Source organism: Paenibacillus sp. J31R120 (assembly GCF_056269225.1).
Map to the genome: position 1 here is coordinate 121,873 of NZ_JBWDNN010000003.1, position 21,440 is coordinate 143,312.

At 43.6% G+C, this 21,440-nt stretch carries 32 protein-coding genes; 2 read left to right on the forward strand and 30 right to left on the reverse strand.

Features of this window, described 5'->3' with window-relative positions; translation table 11 throughout:
- Window positions 1-8 precede the first annotated feature (8 nt).
- The 19 genes from AC0YNW_RS12820 to AC0YNW_RS12910 all read right to left on the reverse strand — a co-directional run bounded on the left by AC0YNW_RS12820 (window position 9) and on the right by AC0YNW_RS12910 (window position 12,679).
- Window positions 9-1,292: a Cof-type HAD-IIB family hydrolase gene (locus tag AC0YNW_RS12820; protein ID WP_475832329.1), complete on the reverse strand. Its 1,284-nt coding sequence runs from the start codon at window positions 1,290-1,292 to the stop codon at window positions 9-11.
- Between the two features lie 3 nt (window positions 1,293-1,295).
- The gene (gene pyrE / locus AC0YNW_RS12825; protein ID WP_475832330.1) at window positions 1,296-1,826 is read right to left on the reverse strand and encodes an orotate phosphoribosyltransferase; all 531 of its coding nucleotides are present in this window, start codon (window positions 1,824-1,826) and stop codon (window positions 1,296-1,298) included.
- Between the two features lie 59 nt (window positions 1,827-1,885).
- Window positions 1,886-2,410 (reverse strand): YfiT family bacillithiol transferase, encoded by a 525-nt coding sequence (locus AC0YNW_RS12830; protein ID WP_475832331.1) that lies wholly within the window; start codon window positions 2,408-2,410, stop codon window positions 1,886-1,888.
- A gap of 42 nt (window positions 2,411-2,452) precedes the next feature.
- On the reverse strand, window positions 2,453-3,004 hold the full coding sequence (locus AC0YNW_RS12835; RefSeq protein ID WP_475832332.1) for a hypothetical protein: 552 nt from the start codon (window positions 3,002-3,004) through the stop codon (window positions 2,453-2,455).
- 272 nt (window positions 3,005-3,276) lie between these two features.
- Complete coding sequence (locus AC0YNW_RS12840) at window positions 3,277-3,471, reverse strand: GNAT family N-acetyltransferase (RefSeq protein WP_475832333.1); 195 nt, start codon at window positions 3,469-3,471, stop codon at window positions 3,277-3,279.
- Window positions 3,472-3,503: 32 nt separating this feature from the next.
- The gene (locus AC0YNW_RS12845; RefSeq protein WP_475832334.1) at window positions 3,504-3,908 is read right to left on the reverse strand and encodes a hypothetical protein; all 405 of its coding nucleotides are present in this window, start codon (window positions 3,906-3,908) and stop codon (window positions 3,504-3,506) included.
- A 322-nt stretch (window positions 3,909-4,230) separates the two neighbouring features.
- Complete coding sequence (locus AC0YNW_RS12850; protein ID WP_475832335.1) at window positions 4,231-4,518, reverse strand: DUF6809 family protein; 288 nt, start codon at window positions 4,516-4,518, stop codon at window positions 4,231-4,233.
- 517 nt (window positions 4,519-5,035) lie between these two features.
- Window positions 5,036-5,599 carry a histidine phosphatase family protein gene (locus AC0YNW_RS12855; RefSeq protein WP_475832336.1) on the reverse strand — a complete coding sequence of 188 codons (564 nt, stop codon included), beginning with the start codon at window positions 5,597-5,599 and terminating at the stop codon, window positions 5,036-5,038.
- Window positions 5,600-5,611: 12 nt separating this feature from the next.
- On the reverse strand, window positions 5,612-6,697 hold the full coding sequence (locus AC0YNW_RS12860; RefSeq protein WP_475832337.1) for an NUDIX hydrolase: 1,086 nt from the start codon (window positions 6,695-6,697) through the stop codon (window positions 5,612-5,614).
- A gap of 57 nt (window positions 6,698-6,754) precedes the next feature.
- On the reverse strand, window positions 6,755-7,246 hold the full coding sequence (locus tag AC0YNW_RS12865; protein WP_475832338.1) for a cysteine hydrolase family protein: 492 nt from the start codon (window positions 7,244-7,246) through the stop codon (window positions 6,755-6,757).
- Window positions 7,243-7,410, reverse strand: coding sequence for a hypothetical protein (locus AC0YNW_RS12870; RefSeq protein WP_475832339.1), 168 nt, complete (start codon window positions 7,408-7,410; stop codon window positions 7,243-7,245). Before AC0YNW_RS12870 ends, AC0YNW_RS12865 begins: the two co-directional genes overlap by 4 nt.
- A 44-nt stretch (window positions 7,411-7,454) precedes the next feature.
- Window positions 7,455-8,162 carry a hypothetical protein gene (locus tag AC0YNW_RS12875; protein WP_475832340.1) on the reverse strand — a complete coding sequence of 236 codons (708 nt, stop codon included), beginning with the start codon at window positions 8,160-8,162 and terminating at the stop codon, window positions 7,455-7,457.
- 15 nt (window positions 8,163-8,177) lie between these two features.
- Window positions 8,178-8,642 (reverse strand): hypothetical protein, encoded by a 465-nt coding sequence (locus AC0YNW_RS12880; protein ID WP_475832341.1) that lies wholly within the window; start codon window positions 8,640-8,642, stop codon window positions 8,178-8,180.
- Between the two features lie 181 nt (window positions 8,643-8,823).
- Complete coding sequence (locus tag AC0YNW_RS12885; RefSeq protein WP_475832342.1) at window positions 8,824-9,570, reverse strand: SDR family NAD(P)-dependent oxidoreductase; 747 nt, start codon at window positions 9,568-9,570, stop codon at window positions 8,824-8,826.
- Between the two features lie 33 nt (window positions 9,571-9,603).
- A complete protein-coding gene (locus tag AC0YNW_RS12890; protein ID WP_475832343.1) occupies window positions 9,604-10,290 on the reverse strand; it encodes a VOC family protein in 687 nt (228 codons plus the stop codon).
- 53 nt (window positions 10,291-10,343) lie between these two features.
- A complete protein-coding gene (locus AC0YNW_RS12895) occupies window positions 10,344-11,021 on the reverse strand; it encodes a class I SAM-dependent methyltransferase (protein ID WP_475832344.1) in 678 nt (225 codons plus the stop codon).
- A gap of 106 nt (window positions 11,022-11,127) precedes the next feature.
- The gene (locus AC0YNW_RS12900; RefSeq protein ID WP_475832345.1) at window positions 11,128-11,565 is read right to left on the reverse strand and encodes a GNAT family N-acetyltransferase; all 438 of its coding nucleotides are present in this window, start codon (window positions 11,563-11,565) and stop codon (window positions 11,128-11,130) included.
- 17 nt (window positions 11,566-11,582) lie between these two features.
- The gene (locus AC0YNW_RS12905) at window positions 11,583-12,284 is read right to left on the reverse strand and encodes an HAD family hydrolase (RefSeq protein ID WP_475832346.1); all 702 of its coding nucleotides are present in this window, start codon (window positions 12,282-12,284) and stop codon (window positions 11,583-11,585) included.
- A gap of 98 nt (window positions 12,285-12,382) precedes the next feature.
- Window positions 12,383-12,679, reverse strand: a complete 297-nt coding sequence (locus AC0YNW_RS12910; RefSeq protein ID WP_475832347.1) for a hypothetical protein — start codon at window positions 12,677-12,679, stop codon at window positions 12,383-12,385.
- 194 nt (window positions 12,680-12,873) lie between these two features.
- Here AC0YNW_RS12910 and AC0YNW_RS12915 point away from each other — a divergent pair, with 194 nt between their 5' ends.
- On the forward strand, window positions 12,874-13,953 hold the full coding sequence (locus AC0YNW_RS12915) for a hypothetical protein (RefSeq protein WP_475832348.1): 1,080 nt from the start codon (window positions 12,874-12,876) through the stop codon (window positions 13,951-13,953).
- Between the two features lie 176 nt (window positions 13,954-14,129).
- Here the strand turns inward: AC0YNW_RS12915 and AC0YNW_RS12920 are convergent, their stop codons facing one another.
- From AC0YNW_RS12920 to AC0YNW_RS12955, 8 genes are all read right to left on the reverse strand, one after another.
- The gene (locus AC0YNW_RS12920; protein ID WP_475832349.1) at window positions 14,130-14,624 is read right to left on the reverse strand and encodes an NUDIX domain-containing protein; all 495 of its coding nucleotides are present in this window, start codon (window positions 14,622-14,624) and stop codon (window positions 14,130-14,132) included.
- A 67-nt stretch (window positions 14,625-14,691) separates the two neighbouring features.
- Window positions 14,692-15,162 (reverse strand): hypothetical protein, encoded by a 471-nt coding sequence (locus tag AC0YNW_RS12925; protein WP_475832350.1) that lies wholly within the window; start codon window positions 15,160-15,162, stop codon window positions 14,692-14,694.
- A gap of 128 nt (window positions 15,163-15,290) precedes the next feature.
- Window positions 15,291-15,587: a hypothetical protein gene (locus AC0YNW_RS12930; protein ID WP_475832351.1), complete on the reverse strand. Its 297-nt coding sequence runs from the start codon at window positions 15,585-15,587 to the stop codon at window positions 15,291-15,293.
- 22 nt (window positions 15,588-15,609) lie between these two features.
- The gene (locus AC0YNW_RS12935) at window positions 15,610-16,095 is read right to left on the reverse strand and encodes a hypothetical protein (RefSeq protein ID WP_475832352.1); all 486 of its coding nucleotides are present in this window, start codon (window positions 16,093-16,095) and stop codon (window positions 15,610-15,612) included.
- A gap of 36 nt (window positions 16,096-16,131) precedes the next feature.
- Window positions 16,132-16,677, reverse strand: coding sequence for a hypothetical protein (locus AC0YNW_RS12940; RefSeq protein ID WP_475832353.1), 546 nt, complete (start codon window positions 16,675-16,677; stop codon window positions 16,132-16,134).
- 117 nt (window positions 16,678-16,794) lie between these two features.
- On the reverse strand, window positions 16,795-17,457 hold the full coding sequence (locus tag AC0YNW_RS12945; RefSeq protein WP_475832354.1) for an HAD family hydrolase: 663 nt from the start codon (window positions 17,455-17,457) through the stop codon (window positions 16,795-16,797).
- A 209-nt stretch (window positions 17,458-17,666) separates the two neighbouring features.
- Window positions 17,667-17,996: a low molecular weight protein tyrosine phosphatase family protein gene (locus AC0YNW_RS12950; RefSeq protein ID WP_475832694.1), complete on the reverse strand. Its 330-nt coding sequence runs from the start codon at window positions 17,994-17,996 to the stop codon at window positions 17,667-17,669.
- 113 nt (window positions 17,997-18,109) lie between these two features.
- Window positions 18,110-18,682: a GNAT family N-acetyltransferase gene (locus AC0YNW_RS12955; RefSeq protein ID WP_475832355.1), complete on the reverse strand. Its 573-nt coding sequence runs from the start codon at window positions 18,680-18,682 to the stop codon at window positions 18,110-18,112.
- Window positions 18,683-18,822: 140 nt separating this feature from the next.
- Here AC0YNW_RS12955 and AC0YNW_RS12960 point away from each other — a divergent pair, with 140 nt between their 5' ends.
- Window positions 18,823-19,296: a GyrI-like domain-containing protein gene (locus AC0YNW_RS12960; protein WP_475832356.1), complete on the forward strand. Its 474-nt coding sequence runs from the start codon at window positions 18,823-18,825 to the stop codon at window positions 19,294-19,296.
- A 105-nt stretch (window positions 19,297-19,401) separates the two neighbouring features.
- On the opposite strand, the gene AC0YNW_RS12965 is transcribed toward AC0YNW_RS12960, so the two are convergent.
- From AC0YNW_RS12965 to AC0YNW_RS12975, 3 genes are all read right to left on the reverse strand, one after another.
- Window positions 19,402-19,911, reverse strand: a complete 510-nt coding sequence (locus tag AC0YNW_RS12965; protein WP_475832357.1) for a DUF2569 domain-containing protein — start codon at window positions 19,909-19,911, stop codon at window positions 19,402-19,404.
- A 468-nt stretch (window positions 19,912-20,379) separates the two neighbouring features.
- Entirely contained in the window at window positions 20,380-20,829 is a 450-nt protein-coding gene (locus AC0YNW_RS12970) for a DUF4362 domain-containing protein (RefSeq protein ID WP_475832358.1), read from the reverse strand.
- 37 nt (window positions 20,830-20,866) lie between these two features.
- A complete protein-coding gene (locus AC0YNW_RS12975; protein ID WP_475832359.1) occupies window positions 20,867-21,376 on the reverse strand; it encodes a DUF6886 family protein in 510 nt (169 codons plus the stop codon).
- Window positions 21,377-21,440: the final 64 nt, after the last annotated feature.

Below are 21,440 nucleotides of genomic sequence, written 5' to 3' on the forward strand. Positions count from 1 at the left end.
CAACGATTCTATCGCGGAATGGCTGCTTCCTTCAGAAGTCTTTCCAATACGGCAGCTACTCCATCCTCATCATTTGTCCCCGTAATTTCTTTGGCCAATTGCTTAAGCTCGGGAACTGCATTACCCATCGCGACTGGCCATCCGCAGCATTCGAATAAACCCATATCGTTATAATCGTCCCCGAACACAACGACTTCCTCGAGCGATATCCCCAATTCCTTGCATATGGCCGCAACGCCCTGCTCCTTGGCGGCATCAAGGGAAGAAATTTGAATAAGACCACCGCCGTCCGTAACAACGAAGTGAAGCTGCGAGGCGTATTTCTCTTTTAAGCGATCGATATAGAACGGCCCGGATATTAATACTTTTGTCGCAGCATACTTACGCATCTGCTCTAGCGGAATGATTGCCGGAGGTTGATTCACGCCTACACGTGATGATGCGTCAAATGGCTTTAGACTCATCCACTCGTCCAGCACTTCGATACTGAGCTCAATATCTGGATTCTCTTCGATACAAGCATTCAACAAATCGGACGTCATGGCAGCTGGAATAGGTCTATGAAGTTCAAGTCCTGTATGGGCGCATTGAATATAGGCTCCGTTATAATAGACGAAGGAGCCTAACTGCTGCAGCTCGATCGGCAGGAACTGCTTTACCGTACGCGGAGGTCTTGCTGTCGCATAGATGACTTTGATTCCTAGAGAATGGCACATACTCACAGCTCTTGCATTACGTGCGCTTATTTGTTTGCTGGATTGCAGCAAGGTGCCGTCAAGATCCAATACGACTGCCGAGACTCTCATGGCGTCCATTTTCTTGCGAGGAATGGAAGTGACCGTATACGCATCGCCTTTAAGCAGCTTCCCTATATAGAAGATTTGGCCCATATGCTCAGAGAAGTGAGTCGCGCACTGAAACAGCATGTCAAGATGGGTTCTCTCCTTCCCCCTTACAAGTTGAGTATGCTGCCACTGCTCCTCTGTCAACTGAGCGATTGTGTCCGTTATGATTCGGAAGGATTCGGCTGTCAGATCAATCAGTTCGATCTTGGACAGCTGCATCGGTTCGAATTCAGCATCTCTATCCCGCATTACAGCATGACCTTGTATGCCCGACACAATCCGCTCGTTCATGTTCCCTCTCATATGTACGATCAAGTTCCCGATGCTGTTACTGTAGTCATTGGGCCGCCAGTTCAGTTCTTCATCATCCAGTTGGTTGATGACAAGCAGAATTCGCCGTTCGATTTCATGGAATTTTTGGATCAGCAGATCACGTATAATGTCCAATCCCTAGCCCTCCCCGCGCCCGCTGAGCAATTGCTCCATGGTGAACAAGGCGTGGACGCGGACACCGATTTCCGCAAGCTTTCGCCTGCCGTCCGGATTGCGTTCAATGACACATAGGACATTCTCGACGATTGCACCGGCTTCGCGAAGCTCTTGTGTGCTGATCATGACTTGTCCGCCGGTTGTAATGACATCCTCCACCACGCAAACCCGCTTGCCCGCTATGCTTGCTCCCTCGGCTAGCTTGCAGGTTCCGTATTCCTTCGCTTTCTTGCGGACAAAAGCTGCAGGAACGCCCGACTGAAGCGAAACTGCGGTTGCGACTGGAATACCGCCCATCTCAAGTCCTGCAAGCACTTCGGTACCGGCTGGAATGAGCGGTACTAATTGCTCTGCGATCGTACGCAGAAGGCCAGGATCAGCCTCGAATAGGTATTTGTCGAAATACTCGTTGGATACTTGCCCGGATCGCAATGTGAATGTGCCGTTCAGATGGGCCGTATCATAGATTTGGTTTGCCAGAGATCGTGTCATAGGAACCTCCCCATTAGATTTCTATTATCATACAATTATTAACAGAGATATGGGAATAACTATTTTCCATTGTTCTGAAGAATGGCTGATTCAATCTGCGCCAGGTGATGCCGATTATGCCATACGAACCGCTGAAGCGCGGTATCAAGCGAGATACTGCCCAGCACCTCTGTCGTTAACGTCCTCTTGAAGTCGCTATTCTTCATTTGGGACAATATGATGATAAATCGCTCGTGAACCAGCTCCAATAACCCAATCGCATGGGCTACAGGGATATGCTTATAATCGGCGAGTTCCGCCCAGAGATCTTCCCGGTATGAGGTTGCAGCCGGTGCTTCCTCTGTTAAAGCACGCTTGAACCGGATATAGGCATTCATATCATTATCAGCCATATGATGAATGATCTGGCGTATGGACCACCCATCTGGCCGATAATTTTTCTCCCATTGAGTCTCGGTCAAAGAATCTGCGTATTGACGCAAGGTTTGCGTTATCGAAGGCAATTCAGCAATTAATTGCATCCGATCATGAGATGACAGCACTTGCGGAAGAAACTTGCCGATTGGGAAGCGAATGGCATCCATATGTACAGGTACCTCTCCTCTATGCTAGGATCGATAAAGCAATTAGTTATCTATTTGAACGTCGATTATCTTGGTCCAGCTTAAGTCATTGCCCAGCCAGCCTTCTTCGCTATGCACATACAATAGCTGGGTATGCTTCCATTGTTCGATCTCTTGATCCGAGTTGAAATATGCGCGAAGCTTGTAGATCCCCTTCTGAGCAGGCGCCCAGATCCCATAAAACGTGTCCCTCTCCCATGTGAAGAGATTGTTCGAGGCAACCGCATCTACGATCTTGGGCTCATCCTTATCCACCAGTACAATGTTGGTCGGCACAAAAAATCCAAGCTCCTCGTCCTTGGCATCATACGATAAGCGATTAATTCCCGTAATGACCGGATAGATGAGATGCGTACTGTCGGTCTTCTGGATGAGCGTGATGTCGAGCATATAGTCCAAATCCATATTCTGATTCATGTTTTTGCTTACGCTCGCGGCCAGATGAATATCAGCGGGGATTGATTGTGCTGTCGTTGTCGAATGATAGGCATAGAAGCCTGCGGATAGGATCAGGATGACCAAAAGCACCGCCAGCAACAGACTCCTGTTGTTCATAGGCATAATCCCCTTTTGTCGTTGTTCTAGTTTATTAGAACGTTCCAAATCTGCAAGAAGTTACATCATTCTCTATAGAAATTTTACATAGATGGTAGGGTTGCATATCCCTCATCTTGAAATGGTCGGCATTAGCGGTTGATGTAGTGGTTTGATAAGGAGAAGTGCTGCGATGGCAGTAGGTAGACTACGGAAAGCATTACTCTGAGGAGACGAGGACTAGTCACGATTGGTGTGTCAGGCTTTTACAAAGGGACAATAGATGAACACGGCTAGGGGTTAGTCGGATTATTTTTCATATGAATAGAATAGGGCTTGAAGCCGATAGACGACCAGAATGAACGGCCAGCCTCGTTTTGTTGAAGCACATCTATGGCAAGGTTGCATCCATGGGGGAACAATTTTTCTTCCAGCATGGCAAGGCCTTGTCTGCCTAATCCCTGCTGGCGATACCGCCGGTCGATCACATATTAGCGTATAAAAATTTCTATCTTTAGTTTTAGATATTGTAATCTTCTACGATTGCCGCTTGGATCGAGGTTACCGTCTTCGTTCGTTTGTAATAGCGCAGTTCTACTTGAGCGCCTTCTTCAATATGGTCGAATTGCTCATTTGGGAGACGATAAGTATATTTATCACCTTTTGCATCAGTAACATAGATCTTATTGTGCCTTTTCTCCGCCAACGTACCGACAAAGCTTTGCTTATCCTGATAGATAATATCCAAGCTAATCATGCCGATCACAAATAACAGGACTGGAATGCCCGCAAAAAACGCAAAACTCAAGATAGCCGGATGATTGTTAGTTAGATTAAACCATATGAAATAACAAGCGATGATGATTGATCCAATCGATGAATACAAGACTCTCCTCAAGTTTTTTGCCGCCTTGCTGTCTTCCATGGAAAAGCATCCCCTTTCATTGCCCGATCACCATGTTACGGTCAGTTGATGGGTAAGGAACTGAACTGGATTGAGAAAAAATAGTTAGAAATTCCTATACTCTAAATTATCAACCGATAAAAAAATGGGAAGCTTCAGGCAACATCCGCTCTCAACAATCACCCAGCCTTTTGGCTAATTAACCTGAAAGCTTCTCTCTTCCTTCTTGCTTCCCATAATAAAACAACGTCTCGTCAAAGCACATAATGATTCCTCTATCGATTACCTCGCATATTCCTTGTACTGAAAATGAACGTTGATCGCCATCATGATGAGCCCGAGGTTAAACTGAAACCAACTCCTCCTTTTTGTTCATAACCTCGATTATCAAGTTTGAGCCGAGCAAAAAACCATGCAGAAAAGCTGCTTCAACTTGCATACTATTCAGGCTGTCACACAGGTCAAAGTATTCCTCAAGTTCACGAAACGATTCTTGACCCAATCGTTCTCGCCATTGCTCCGTCTGTACCGCCAATTTTTGGCTTAGTAATCGATATTCAGGATGAGACGGAACGATTACCTCTTCGGGATGAATCCGCCCTCGATACAGAGCTTCCAAAATTGTTTTCATGTTCATCCTCCCAAAATGTATCGCATCACTTGAATGAGATTTCTGCACATGGTAGGATATTTATGCAGTCTGCTTATTAAGCGATTGCGAGCTAGGAAGTAGCGGTGTTCTTCTCGGGACTCACGCTGCTTCCTTGTTTATTTTTGGAGCTCGTCATACACCTTCTCTATCCCTCTGCGAATAATCTCCGAGCGACTCGTATTTAGCTTCTCAGTACAAACGTCAAGCTTATTCAAAATGTTTTGATCGGCACGTACTCGAATAATTTCGCTTTTGGGATTTTCAGATGGAGGACGCCCCATCTTCTTGGACGACATTGCTTCACCCCACTTTTTGTGTCCACAATAAGTATATTAGTGTGGTTACGAAAAGTCAATTCCGTATGTCATTCACTATCTTTCTAAGCAGATTTGGTATTAATGGCACCATGCCTCTTTGCACCACAAAAAAAGAACACACTCGTTTAGGAATGTGTCGCTTATAACTTTTTACTACCTTCCCAAAAGCCAACTTCCCGTTAATCTTCTGACCAAATGCGTGTTACGTAATGCAATTGTGTTTCTGCAAAGGCAAGTTTATAGATATCAGGCATCGATAACGAAGCCCAGAACGGATAATCATACTGAGAATCATATTGCTGCATCATAAGCGTCATAATATCCCCATGCGTTCCAATGGCGAGCTTTTTCCCTTTGTTCGCGGACAAAATATGATCAATTACTTTCACTGCGCGAGTTTGCGCTACAACACTCGATTCCCCTTCAGGGAAAGCAAATGCTTTCTCCGCATAGAGTTTTCTTTTGGCATCGAAAAAAGCTTCCGGCTCAAATTGCCCCATGGCCCGTTCTCTCAAATCCTCATAGAGCGTAATCTTCATGTTTTGCTGCTCGGCAGCCGGACGAATCGTCGCTATGGCTCGTTCATAGGGACTGGAGATGAAAGCATCCAAGCACTCACTTTCCAATAAATCTTTTACCAAAAAGGCTTGCTTCTCGCCTTTCACAGTTAACCCCCTGCTTCTCTCCTCGCCCTCAGCATAAATGGATTGTGCATGTCGAACCAAATATAGAATGGTCTCCATCAGGGTTCTCCTTTAGTCAGAATCGATGATCGTCCATACACCATTCCTGCGAAAGTCATCGTGTATCGCCTCTGGCAGCAATTCCGTTAACTGCTTCTGATCTGCCCATACATAGGCCGAGTGCTCCTCCGATAAGGTGATGGCATCTTGTTCTGTGCTGCAATGATACGACAATAAGATGATCTGGCGATCAGGGCCAGTTTGAAAAGTCGTCGCGTACATCAATTTTTCTACGGTGATCTCAATTCCTGCTTCTTCCATCACTTCACGAATAAGTGCTGGTTCCAACTGCTCGCCGAAATCAACCTTGCCGCCTGGGGTTTCCCATTCACCTGCAGCGACTTGATCCTCATCGGAACGCCTCATCAATAAAACTTTTCCTTCGCGAATAATAATGGCCTTAACGACCACAACCATTTGATTCATACCAGACCTCCGTCTATGTAGATGTGTGCCCCTTTGTTCTACTCTGGATTTGTACATGAACCAAGTTTTCAGGATGCATTCAGCCGAACGGTGCTTCGACACCTTATGCAGGTATGCAAAGTCTGACGGCTTCACCCGAATTTGGAACAGCGGCTTGACAGGTTCAAGACTGATCCATTCGTCAAAGTTGAGCAGCCCTTTGCCTTGCTTCTTAAATGATTCGCGCGGCAGCACATAGACTGCGCCATCACACCAAGGATCATTATGATAGGTTTCCTCGCTCAGCGAGAAGAAGTAATAGCGTTGATCCCCGGATTCGATACAGCCATTACGAAAATTGCCATTCAGCTTCTTGCGGTTGAATACCGCATAAAAAATTGGCCATATGCCGTCAGAGGTTGCAAATACCGCCTCCGTCATCTGACCGGTATATAACGTTTGTGGTCTAGGTACGAATTCCTGTATCTCCGCTGCGTTAGAGCCATGGAACAAAATCGGATGTTGGCTGGACAAGTATTGCAAGAAAAGATCCACTTGAATCGATTCATCCAACTGACAGGTTTGAAGCAATACTGCTTCCTCATAGATATGAAGATACCTTTTAAGCTCAGTTTTATCAAATGACGGTTTTGCCCCTTGAAAAAACAGCTTTCGCCACAGCAGAGATCTCATAATCATCCCTCCGTTTACTGGCAGCCCATAGGTGGATCGCTTATGCCATGCCTTCGGTTATGAGGATTTCAGCATGAGCTTTATGACGGGATGGGAAACGACATGGCGGTCACGATATGCTGCAGCAATGGAGTCTTCATGCTCGCTTAATACGCCTCGCTGGAGAAGCGCTGGCGTGAACCCTCTTTCACTCGCCCCATTGTAAGTGAACAGTACACAATGTTCCATCGCAAAGCCGGATATGACCACAAAGTCAATGTGATGATCCCGCAGCAGCTGCTCCAGTTCTGTCTGCCAGAAGGAATTGGAGTACAGCTTGGTTACAACCATATCCGACGGTTCCATCTGAATTGCCGGAATTGTAGCATACTGATCCTGATTCGTCTCGTCCTTCCCGTCCACATCTTGCACATGAACAATTAGCTGGTTGCTGGAACGAAGCATAGCCGCAACATGATTAATATATTCACAAGCGCTATCCACACGGGCAACGTCCACTTGCTTCAGATGAATCTCCTGCATATCGATGACAATGAGTGCGATGTTCATTCTTGTCTTCCTCCTCTCTTCTCGTTGATGTAGATATCAAGTGCAATAATTCCGCGCTTCGCCAATCGAATAAACATGATCAGTGCTATAAAAACGAGTACGACACCCGCTAAATATACCAATAGCATAATAAAAGGCCACCCTATAAGTAAAGATCGATCCATGTTAATTTCCCCTCTCGATAGGTTTACTGAATGTCGTATAGACATTATGAATTGAACTGCACCTCCATGCGAGGCCGAAGAAATTGCTTTAGATTATTTGAGGCATGGAAGGAATAATGCTGTCCTTGAAAAGCTAACCAAAACACCTCACCGTCCGGACGAATCAACAATTCTAATCTCCGAAACGCCTCTCGATAACTCTCGGTGTCCTGATGCAGCAGCAGCCTCCACTCATCGCCTTGTTGCTGGTAGGAATATTGTTTGGCGGGAGCGGATTGCTTGATGGTCTCATAGAGCTGACGGCCTTCTTCATCATGTTCATGATAAGACCAATAGATGGTTCCCTCCGGATTATGGAGCAAGAGGCTGTAGCCTTGTTTCGAATTTTCTCGATCGATCGTTATGTAAGTGCTTATCTGGTTACGAGGATAGAACCAATCCTGCACAACGCTATGGAGTGGAATAAACCCGATGAGATAGACCATAATGCCAAGAATAATGACCCGACGCTTATAGGTTTTGTTCTGCTTGGCATTTCGGTAGAACAGCCATGCTAGTAGTACGCCTATTGGTACATGCAAGCCATTCAGGATGAGACGAAAAGGCGTAAGCAGCAAATACCCTGCCGTTTTCCAGCCCAAGCTATATTCATCCGATCGCTCAGTTTGCTTCCATATCAGGATCAACAGAATCATTACCGGAATAGCTATGATCAAGGATGGCACAACCAAACTCCAATAATAGTAAGCCATTGCTAGCCTCCTGACCTATATCCAAGTCCGATAATGACCTGCTTTGACTTCAACCTGATGTTGGTCTGCCCATTCTTTTAAACCTTTAATGTCCTCATCATGCTCGCGAAAGGCAAAGCATAAATAAGTGGGCACGAAGCGTTTGCCTCGTGGTACGATGCCGATCGTCGGAAAGAAATAACCTTGTATGACGATTTTATCAATATCGGCAGCTTGAATTCCCCTATTATAGAGGGCTATGGCGTTCTCCAGCAGCTGAAGATGGCGGGGTTTAAATATAATGAATTGAATTACAACAGTAATAAACCAAGCTGCATGTACGGAAAAAGCGAAACTAATTAAAATGAGAGGAATTAATGAATCGGGCAAGTTTATTCGGAATATTAGCGTTAAGAGTAACCCGATCATCAAAAGTCCATAAGGAATTACAGCAATGCTTCCGAATGGCCTTTTTATAGCATACTTTCGCTCCGACTCCATTCTTATCCTCCCATCGCTCTGTAGTGCCTCTTCTTCATAGGGATACGTTCATATTTGCATACAATTCCGGCCCGATGCCGACGAGAATAAACCGTTCATGATCAAGATTGATTTCACCAAGAATCCTTGTAGATATGGTGAAGTGCATCACTCTTGAACCCATAGCTTTGCTCCCTTTGAATTAAGCTTCATTATAGGGGACAATCTGGCCATTGGAATAATGGTTTTCAATTATCCTTTGCAAATGCTGGCTTAACTCCTTCGGTGTGATCAATTGGCCTGCATCATGCAATTGCCGAAATAGTGAAGCCATGGCAAAGCTGTGCTCATCCTTACTGCGGGCTATGGCCTGCATCTCCGTATCGACCATACCTGGAATGACAGCTATCACTTCCACAGGATTCATCTGGTTCTGCTGTTCCAGCCCGACACATTGTGTGAACATGTTCAGCCCCGCTTTGGCGCTGCAATAGGAACTCATGCCCGGCGCAGGATAAGAGCCTGATCCTGATGTGATATTAACTACTTTACGCCTCGCATGGATATGCGATGTAGACTTTATGAAAGCTGAAGTCAACATCATCGGCGCAAGCAAGCCAATCTGTATATTGTTAATAAGATCATCTGAGCTGCATTGCTCGATAGGAAGCAGCGGTTCTAGCATGGAAGCGTTATTGACCAGGCAAATCAGCTCCGCTTTTCTCTCCTCCAGCCTTTCGCAAATTTGATTCACCAGTCCTTCCATATCCGTTAGCTTGGAGAGATCAAATGAAAAATGCTGATACGTTCCATAAGAAGCCAGCTCCTGTGGTGTTCTCCGTGCGATGCCGTAAACATTAGCTCCTTGCTCCAGTAGATCCTTTGCTAATTGTGCTCCGATTCCGCTTGTGGTTCCCGTTATAATAAAGTGACGTGTTGGTAGTGTCATTAGTATCCTCCTTTGAGAGACAATTGCGTTAGCTCAAGATTTATTCGTTATCAAGATCTGATACGGATGGCTGGAGAGCTGAAAGCTATTCATGATAGAACCTTCCACTTCAACAGTGAGCGGAAAAATTTTGACCGGTTTATCGGAACCAAGCCAGTTGCGTTCTGTAGAGGAGAGAATAAACAGTCCCTCTTCATCTCCAATTGGAGCAAATAGCTCATCCGAGTTCAAATACACTTGCTCCTGCAAGAAGGCGGTCAATACCGCTGAAACCTCCGTTACACCCGTAACCGGCAAACCGATTTCACTGATACCAAGCAGATCGTTAACGTTGAACTTCGTTTCCCCTGATTCTCCAGTTAGTAGATGACGAGCTATCAATTCAACGATATTGCCTGCCGGGTCATAGAAATAGATAGAGTCTGAATTCCAACTGTTTGAATGAACGACTTCCCTGCCATCTACGAGATTTATTGCAATACCAAGCTCTCTAATCCATTGGATCGCAGAATCTAATTTGTTGGGTGTCATGTTAAATGCAAAATGGTAATAGGGTATGGCTTCCCCATGTTGCACTTCAAACGTTAGCACAGAATTGCCGCATTGCAAACGAAGCACAGTATCGGAGAATTCTAGCACTGGCATTCCAAGCTGTACGTGATAAAAATGATGTTGCTGATCTAACCGGCTCGTCTGTAGAATCACTTCTTTTATTCGCATGCTCCGTTACTTCCTTTCTTGACAATATGGATGAAGTTGTCTGTGCGTCAGACTTATCGTTTTATCGCCTTCCAAATATATTTGTGCTCACGTACTGCCAATTTTCCATCTTGCATGTTCTCTTTCATTTTTTGTTCCAGCAGAGCACGATAAGCTGGCTGCGTATAATCAGGATTTCCAGGCGTATCAGCCAGAAATTTCGAGAATTCCACCTCATTCTGGAATTCAAACACAGCATCGCAGTACTCTTCGAATTCGACTTCCGTATACGCTGTAGAGGATAGTCGCTCTCTAACCTTACTGACGTCATTATGAATACCGAATATGATTCCGCCAGAGCGAAGAATCCGACTATGCTCGATGATGGAGGTTGGTCCTCTCCGATCATAGATCAAATCAAATTGCCCGTCGGCGAATGGCAGCTCGGTTTTTGTGGTTGCATAAACAAATTCTACATGATGGACATCATTGGCATTCTTAAGCTTCTGGGCAATTGCGATCATTTCCGAAGAATTGTCAAATCCGGTAATATGGCTGGTAAGAGACGCCAATCTGAGCGTAAACTCTCCATAGCCACAACCAGCGTCTAGAACAGATTTGCATGCAGGCAGTAGTTCCTTTAGTCTTTCTTCGAAAACATCTTCAGCAGATCTTCCGAGCACTTTGAATATTGCCCTGCCTTTATACCCGCCATTCCTTCGCGCAATCATGTCATACCAATCGATCCCCATTGGTTTCCTCCTTATCCCTGTTGAAAGGAGTTTCATTATTCCTTTATTTTCTATTACAGGTCAGAACCAATTCGATTTAAATTATTTATGTCCGTGGACACGAACGCTATATCCTTTTGTGTAAAAATTTGAGTGAAGGCAGCTGCTCATACCCCTGCTTTTGGTAGAAGGAATATACAGGTGTATGTTCGTTCGTCAGCAATGTAATATGGTGAATGTCATCCGCTCTTAGTTCCTCACTAGCAAACTCCAACAGACGAGTCCCGATTCCTTGTCCCTGCGCTGAGGATTTGACATAAAATTCGTCAATGAAATATTCTCGTCCTCTCCACCAATGCTTCACTCTGCCCAAGATAACAGCAATGATCACTTCTTCATCTAGCACAACATACCCGCGAAAACCAGGTGATGCTGTCAGGTCGGATATGAAGCTTGACGCTATTGCGTACGTCCATTCGTCATTCCATGGCGCTGCATTAAAAACATCAATAAATAAGGCTACACCATTCTCAAAATCTTGTGGTTTGTAGACTCGCAGGTTCATCTTCTAAATCTCCCTAATTAAGTATTGTTGTTCTCATTTCCCCTATGCAAAATAGATAAAACCTCTTTCAAGTCGGAACATGCATAATCCGGGTGGTAGCCGTCAGGTTGCTGCTTGTTTAGTCGATTCAGCCAAATGGCCTGTATGCCAAGCTGCTGCGCGCCACTCACATCACTTACAATCGAATCTCCAATATGGATCACATCATGTGGCTGTAAGTTCGTCCGTCGCAGTGCTTCCTGGAATAATTCCGGTCTTGGCTTATAGGACCGTACATCTTCACTCGTTAATACCTCGTCCACTTCAATGCCATGATTACGGACCGCTTCAGCAATATCGGCAGAATCGATGTTGGACAAAATATAGATAGTTGTCCCCCGAATCTGCTCCAGGAATGACGGTGTATCTGAATAAAGCTTTGGTTTCCTCCAATGGTCAAATTGAACTTGTATCAGTTCCTCTGCCTCATCAGCAGATTGAAAATGCTCCAAGGTGTTCCTAAGCGATTCAATGCCAATCGATCTTTGTGTCTGAAAGGTGCCGCCATAACTGTTGCTGAAGATGACCGAGAAACTTTTCCACCAGTAGCTGCCTATCTCCCGCTGACTGCAAGAGATGGCGGCAGATTGTTGAATCTGTTCATAAATAGCAGGCAAAATATCATCGTCTTCATGAACTAGCGTCCCATAAAAGTCCAGAAACACGGCTTTGTATCTCACATTTCACGCATCCTTTCACTCTCCATTTATACTAAAGATCCCAGTAAACACATAACCCACCGGTGGCAGTTAACCATTGGTGGGTTATGAGACTTCAACTATAACATTCGGCTAAGCAGCATTCTGACCGCATAATAAATGAATGCGATAGCGAGAAATCCTGCGGCCATAAAGAGAACGGTTCTCCACCCAAATGAACTCTGTATGTAGCCGAAGGATACCTGTTGCTGCATATAATCAACGGATTCGTAGTTTTTTATAACGTCAGGTACATACTTCTTGGTCGCTGTATATCCTTGAATCATCCCTTGCACAACTTGCCATATGACACCGACTATCAGAATAAAGAATGAGATAATAAGTGATTCCACTGCCAATGATTTATTAATCATCATATATTCCTCCGTAGATTAACCTCCCGATTGCCGATTCTGATCGAGTTCAGCATCTTGCCCCCTATTGTACCATCATATTCCAGCGTAATGAACCATTTATTTTCGTTAATAGCTTAAATTGGATCACATCCGCAACTTTTCAAATATTAGCGGGTATACACCAAATGCAGGGGATTTTGATTCATTAAAGGAGAGTGACCATTATCAAAAAATTTCTATTGGGATTAATCTGCGGCATGGCGATACTCGTCTTCACAGCTGCCGCTGTATCGGAGGAGGTCAGAGCGAAGTTAACGCCCGTATATGTCAACTTTCATGTAGGAGGGGAAGGTCATACACTCGCTTCTGAAGACACCAAGATTCTGAATTACAAAGGTTCCCTGTATGTGCCGCTGCGTTCCTTCTCTAATGAATTGGGTGCTTCTGTCTACTATACGGCGCCAACCAGCAGCGACCGGGCACAGGTCAACATTTACTACGAAGATGATCGTGATCTAGCTCTGAAAGACAAGAATGGCTACGTTAGTCTGGGCAACCTGAACGTTCGTTTTGCCTTGGATGATGATATGCCTGAAATTAAAGGTACGGTCAAGATCGATAAAGTGATCCCTAAAGACCGTGATATCGTCCTATCCATTCTGGACAGCAAAGGCAACACGTTAGGCGTGAGCAGCGCCATCGAGCCTTATGATCCGTATCATGTGCCTATATCCCAGCTCCAGCAAGGGGATACCATCAATTTCAGAACATCCTTCCCTTATATGGCTACGCCAGATAAATATACATTGAAGGTGGATGTGGTGAAGAAGCCGGATTGGTCTTACAGTCAAGGGTATGTAGGTTCAGTAACAGGTGCAGGCGGATTCTATGGTTATCCGCTGAACCCTGCGCTTCATCATACGATTTATGAAAGCAAATTAGGTGGAACTACACCTATTGTTGTGAATGTCATTAATATTGGCCAAGAAGATTCTGTAATCTTAACCAAGCCGCTTACGCTCAGTGTTGAAATTTCAGATAGCAATGGCAAGCTTCTTCGCACACTTACGACTAAGCCATTTACTGGTGAAATTCTATGGAGATATGGTTCGATCCGAACAACGATTCCTTGGGACCAAAAGGACAGCTCTGGCAAGAAAGTAGCCAAAGGCGAATATCATGCTAAAATCGTAACGACGGATGCTGAAGGATACTACAAAAATAATCCGGACAAAATCATTAAATTTGATCTGCTTTATTCCATGCAAGCAGGCATACCGCTGCTGCTTGAATAGCAAAAAAGCTTCCCGCACCGTTATCGGTTGCTGGAAGCTTTTTTAGTAGGCCATGATAGCTCTGTTGCCCGATCTCTCCTGTGCACGGTTTCCCAATCAGCATCAACCCACCTCAGAGTGATTTCCTCTGCCAATAATAGATCGCCAGCTGCGTGCGGTCGCGCAGCTCCGGTATCTTACCTGCTCGAAGGGCGTGCTCCTACTTTAGTTTCTTCCGCTTCACTGTAATTTCGAATCGTTTCTTTGAGCGTCTCCCCTTTGCTCCCATCCCAAATGAAGCTCAATTCAAAGGTTCCTGGTTGAAAGAAAAGCGGGAACCTCCGCTGAAACCAATCCTGCATAGGCAGATTCATCGCAGCTTCCCGCTCCACCCATACCAGCTCGCCTTCGAAAGACATTACGGAATAGTTAAATACCATTGAACGAAGTCCTGTCGACGGATCACAAAATTCGTCTAGTCCTTTATATACAATATCTTTGACGATTAGGCCCGTTTCCTCGCGTACCTCACGTATGGCTCCATCAACTATGCTTTCGGGAAAATCCACTTTTCCCCCGGGAGCGATGTAACCTGGAAATCCCATATGATCGGGACGATTGATGAGCAATACTTTTGTACCGCTTTGAATCATGCACATCGTGTACAGTTTATGATGAATGGATACGGACAATTATTTCACTCCATTTCAAAGATTGAGAACTCGAATTATTTATGAAAAAAACTATACGCTTGCTCACTTATACTACATGTGATACTATTCGCATTTCATCTTTTATTTCAACTAATTGCTCTGCGCAAAACAAAAGAAGCGCCTGATTCAATTGTTTCACTTGAGCTTTGTGTTTTAGCTTAAGGCGAAGCACGGTATAAGAATGAATCTTGTGAACGAGTTGAATCGTTATTTTGTCACCGGCTAATACGACTTCATCGATATTGTCCGCTGGAAGGATCATTGACCCAAATTGCAGCTGGTCCTGGGCAACCACGAGTTTTACGATCTTCCTGACCTCAATAATATGCCACACCAGCGTAATGAACGATATAAGAAAAGTTAGTATCATGAGAGGGACTTTTAAATCAGATTGGATCAAAAAAGCCGTCCAAATAAACATCAGCAAGCTCACTTGCATGATAATGGTAAGCGTGAATGTCCTCCAAGTATGGAAATGAAGCATATCAAAACTGAGGTTTTTTGTTTTCAAGCTCATACGCTATCTCCTTCATAATGCTTGACCCAATATTTTACGAAAAACCCACCTATTCAGGTGGGCTCTTATATCCTTATGTTAGTGTACCATCATCTTCCATTATTGAGTATGCATTTATGGAGAGAGCGCTAGTTTTGATCCTTTTTCTCTACATGTATTTCGGCTTCTTTCCAATTTTCATCGATCGTCACGAACTTTTTTTTCATCACTTTACGAATATCCGGATAAAAGAAACTAATACCCACAATCAAAGCGATCCAGCTTAATACCAATGGACCGCTCCCCACATAACTTAACATGTCTGCGAATAGTTCACTGCTCCAAGAGCTCAAATTCGAGCCGTATATAGCAGCGGTTAGATAGCGAACGCTGTACAAGAAAGCAGCGATTACAATAAAGACAACGCCAACTGTTCTTCTATGCATATAATCCTCCTCTTACTCGACTTTACACGTCTACCGAGTCCTTACCGAAATAGTAACCTTTTAGATGACTATCAAAAAAATCCTTTAACTCGCTGTGCTCAATCGTATATTTTACCGGGTAGAACCTCGTATCTGTCCTCTCGATATAAATGCGGTCCTTATCATATTGCATTCGAATTGTCTTTCCTGATGTAACTGTAAGCTTAATAGCTGCATCGATCCTGGCCGTAAAGCCCGGTACCTCCCTAATCGTGGATTCCGGTATCGAATTCAGCCATTCAACAAGCTTTCCCACTTCTTCTTCACTAAGCTCTAACCGCTCAAAATGAATATTCGGTTTACCATCCGTATACACCGCTTTGCTCATTTGGACACTTTGGATATGATTTGCCGATATTCTTTGATAGATCGATTGATAATTATCGGATACGACAAGTATGCAGGACGCCATAAACCATACAAATACATAAATGAGTCTGCTGCTATAAGGGAGCTGCTTCACTAACATTCCCTCACCTGCTTTCCGTATAAAATAAATGGACCATTAATCAATGTCCGCTATTTTCCACACGGCACCTTTTTCTTTTTTCTTAAGCAATACATATAGATAATTAAATTCTTGACCGTCCTCTCTTGATTCGATGACGCCCGCTACAGCTTGAAATACATATTTTTGCTCTTGAATACTGATATCGCTACGCAATTCAATTTTCTCTATTTTATAAACAGGAAACCCGTTATAAGAGCTGCTCTCATATAATAATTTCAAATACTCTTCTTCATTTTCCTCCCACAAATACTTCAATCGAGCATTTATCACTTGCACGATGGCTAATTCATCGTCCGTATAGGCCGCCTCCTCCAAATAAATCGGACTTAAAGGCTTAGACGAAACAATAGGCTCCAATGTAGGCTCCGGAGTTGGGGTTGGTGAACTTGTAGGCGACGGGTTTAAGGTTGGATTATTGGATACCCCTTCAGCCAAACTGGAAGAAGGATTAGCTGCATCACTGGTTTTATTCAATGGCTGGCAAGCGGCTACAGCTACCAAGCAGCCAATGAGCGAAAGTTTCAATAAAAAAGGCTTCATACCAACACTCCTTGTACGGTCTGTTTTTATTTACTACCTACTAGACGTCAAGAAGCATCGGTTGGTTATCCAAAAATGATATTTTATTTCCATTTTTTATATTGTCCGTTTGCTTTGCTAATATAAAAATCGCTTCAGTTCTCTAATATCTGTAATCTCGCCAAGAGGGTCTACGCCTTGTTGAATCATTTTGACACGATCTCCTTTATACGCTACAAAAGGGATTCCAGCGGCAATTGATGCCTTGCCATCAATCCATGCGTCCCCTACCGAGATCCATTCCTGTGCGGATGTCTTCTTAAAATGCTGCAACACATATTGAAAACCATCAGGCGAAGGTTTAATCCGGTTCATCCTCTCCCTGCCGACTACGAGGTCAAAGAATCGAAGAATCTCATTATCTAGGAGCGCTGTTTCTGCTGCTTCCACTGCGTTATTCGTAACAACGGCCAAGTTATATACACCATGTAATTCATTCAAAAGCTCAACGACACCGCTCTCTAGCTTGGCTCCTCGCATTCCAGCCACTTCATACTTTTTCGCAATATCCCACATCTCAGAGATGTGTTCGGGACTCATACTTTGGGTGGAAAGTGCTTGTGTAATAATGGTTGATGTCGTATGTTGATCCAAATTCCAACCTGTAGGCAAGTATTGGCTTTCGACCAAATAGTAATAGGTATCCCGCTTCATGGCATGAAAATCAATACTGGATTGCAGCAGCGTATTATCCATATCGAAGACAATGCCTTTAATGATGGGGTTCGTTTTCTTCTTCATGATGTAATCTCCTTACAACATACTCGACATCCTTCACTAGCGCATAAAGCTTCGAATCATGATATTCGCCCTTGCAAAAAACATACTTGCGCATGATTCCTTCAAATTGCAGACCAGCCTTCTCCATCACACTTGAAGATTCGATGTTCTCCGTCAGGCAGCGGGCTTCAATACGTACAAGTCCCATTCTGGAATTCAATTAATTAAAATTAATCCGGTACTTCGATATATTCCGATACTCTCGACTTTAGCAACTCGATAAGTTCTTCATCCATGTAAGAATATTCATCCGGAATGTCAAGGCGAATGATTGATTTGTCTGCTATTTCATCACTAAATTTGGACTTAAGTCTTCTGCTATGTTTGGTTTCCATCACAAATATTAGATCGGCCCAACCGATATGACCAGCAGTTACCTTGATTCGGGCATTTTCTTCTGTTCCTGCGGATCTTACATCATACATCGGATATGCGCTGAAGATCTTCTCAGCTGTTAAGCTCCGCCATTTATTCCTGCTGCAAATGAATAATAATTTAATAGAAGCTGCCTCCTCTAAAACGACTATGAACGATTTTGTCTAGTTTTATGTACAGATAGATAGTGAAACACTTCGCCCCCTTTCTTACAGGACGTTCTTCATTAAGCAACGAACTACTCAGCAAGAAATTGTTCCAATTTGTTTTTGATCAAAGGCCATTCACTAGCAATTATGCTATAAATCACGTAATCCAAATTGTAATATTTCTTTCGAAGGGTCCCTTCTTTAGTTGCCCCTAATCGTTCAATTGCTCGCTGAGACCGTATATTATCGGTTGATGTGACGATCTCAACTCTGATCACCTTCAGCATTTCAAAAGCATATTGGAGCATCAAAAATTTGCATTCCGTATTGACCCTTGTTCTCCAAACGGCAGGAGAGTACCAGGTCGTTCCTATATTCAGATTCTGATGGCTTTCTGAGATGCGCAAAAACCTTGTAGAGCCTACAAACGCCTCCAGTTCCTTGTCATATATCGCAAAGGGGAACTGTTCTTTACGCTCTCTCATTTCCAAGCCTTGCTGTACGAATGCACTCATCCCTTCTACATTATCAATTCGATAAGGGAAATGAGCCCAAATCTCTGGGTCTCTTGAGCATGTGAAAAGCGGCATAATATGCTCTTCTTCTAGCGGGATGAGTCGAACGCGCTTTCCTTCCAATTCTGAAAAATCGTACAATGCCATCACCCTTGTCCTTAAATTGTTAAAAATTAGGTAAGATAGGTTCCTCAAAATGGATTTTCGCAAAAAGGTAACGTATAATAGTCTCTCAATGCTTAGTTGGCATTAAATTGAATTTGATGTCATGAAGGAGTTGTAATTCTATGTTACGAGTACAGAAAAAAGTGGAACGAACTGACACCAAGTTGGTTGGTTTTCAAGTTGTAGTATCTCTGAATCAAGATTTGGAGGAAGGCATTGTCGTCCAATTACGTGAATGGCTATTAGAAAAACGTCATCAAATTCCGAATCAGAAAAATGATGGTATGTATTTAGTTCAGATTTATCCGGATGAGCAATGGACCCCTGATGTTCCATTTACAAGTATGGTAGCAGTGGAAGTATACGAATTCGGGCAAAAATCGAAAGAGTTTGTAAACCATACGATTCCTGCTGGCTCATTTGTAAAAGTGACACACCGTGGAACGGAAGACGAAATAGGTCAAACCTATGATTGGATAAGCGAACAAGAACTCTGCATCAATCGGTGTTTCGATTTTGAGTACTGGGCTCCTAAGGCTTCCTTTGACCAGGAAGACAACACCATTGATATTTATTTACCGATAGAAAATAAATAGCGATTCGATACACGAAAACAAAAAAGAGGAGATCTAATGTCTCCTCCCACCATAATTCAAATATTATCCAGAATCAAGTCTATCATGAAGATTCTTTATCCGAATTCACTTATGAATAAATGTATTTTTAACACGAACTGATCTTATAAAATAGGGAATCCAAATCAGGCAAGTACCAGCCGATCTAATTATTTCCTTGATTGAACTGGCATCCTCCAAATCTCGTGCAAATGGAATTTGCATAAGTAGGATGTAATCAACTATGACAACTAGCAAGCTGATGCCAAAGTAAATGATCATCAACCGTGGCAAAATCGCTTTTTTGCTATAAAAACATACTAAAATGAAGATGCAAAAAGCAAAAAATAAAACATTGTAGATAATTTCAAACAGGATGAGCGGTTGCCACATCGGATGATAAATCAGTGAGCTTTTGTCCGCAAAAAGCTCCCATGTCCCGTCTCCAAAAATGCTGACCGTGCTCATCACTTGATAAACCAAGATAAGCATGGTGACATAGAGGCCAATTTGAACCAGTACCAGCCAGCCCCCTAACCCAGAGATTAACTGCGGGTAAGGCCGATTTTCTGGTATGGCCTGCGACTGCGTTTCCATCAATACACTTCCCTTTGTCAGATATAAGTTTGATATATTCCGGCTTCGCCAAGAAAGTCCTTCCGAGTCAATCCCATCTCACCAAAATATACCCTATAATTACTTATCGTCCCATCATGTGAAATAATTAAGAGCCGCTTCGTTCTTTCGCGGCACCAGCTAAAAGAGTCAGTAGCTATTTCTTTGAATAACTGATGACCCAACTTATTAATGCCTTCTCTACCTGGCACCCTTTCACAATTGAGCATAGAGATATCTGGATATAATTGCATGATCTCTTTAACAGAATAAGATATATCGCATAAATGACTAGGTGTGTCGTGCATTTGAGGGAACATACGGGGGCCTACTGCTGCTGAAATGATGAAATGATTGCTGCTTGATAGAATCTGATGGGATAATCGACAAGATGCTCACCGTGCCCATGGCTAATAAATACAATCTCCATCCTATTACCTCCGCATCTTTTTAGTTTCTCAACGTCAGCACATATATCACATCCCCAACGCTGGCTCCGATGATTTCATCACAGCCAGTAAGGACATAGTTGCTGATATGAATATCTTCCTCTACCGACTGTCTTATTTCCAAGCTGCGGCATGTTGTGCTGGCTGAATAATCCGCTCCATACTTATCTCTTGAATTATCGTATGAGTAACGAATATAATCGCCGCCTTCAAAAGCTAACTCTTGAACGATGGGGGCTCCCTCAACGGTATAATGAACGATTCCGATCTCATCACTCTTCTGTTGACTAATGGCTGTCATGAACTGGTCTATTCTTTTTGTATTTTTGGTGCCAAGAGCATCAACTAGGATCGTACTTTTACGCAGCTCATGGTAGGGATCTTTGGATGAAGAACAGCTCATTAGCAGAAGAGTAATGAAAATGAATATGAAAACGGTAGTTTTTTTCAAATGCATTTCCTCATTTCATTCGATCATGTACGTAGGTCTAACCATTCTCCTGCGCATTACGCATCCGAATCATAGAGAAAGCGATCGTCGATTCCAGTACCTTGTCTCTCATTGGTAATAAAGAAGGGATAACCCGAATCTCAATTCCTTCATTCAAAATGGCAGCGAACAGATTATCCACCCGCTCCACCGCAAATGGCACTACTTTTTGATTAGAGACATAATATCCCGCATTCACGTCCTGTTCTCTGAAACAATCCGACTCAAACGTATACCGATAAATACGTTCCGCACTCAGCCGCTCATACCATCTCGATTCAATCGCGACCATTCTGCGTGAAGTTGACATTCCGAAGAAATCCGCAATATCCCTTTCCGATGTTTCTTCATTTGTCCATAGACAAATCCGAGGACATTCTCTTGGAAAATAGTAGTGTGGAGCGTGGTATCCGTCAATCGCCCAAACCTGTGCTTCAGTCTGATTATAGATCGTCCTTGGCTCGAAATAAGGAATGTTCGAGTCCTCGCTAAAATGAAACAACTTCATCACTCAGTACCTCTCGCTTTAGTATAGTCTTAAGTACCTCTTACATGTGACCTTCAGATTCAAA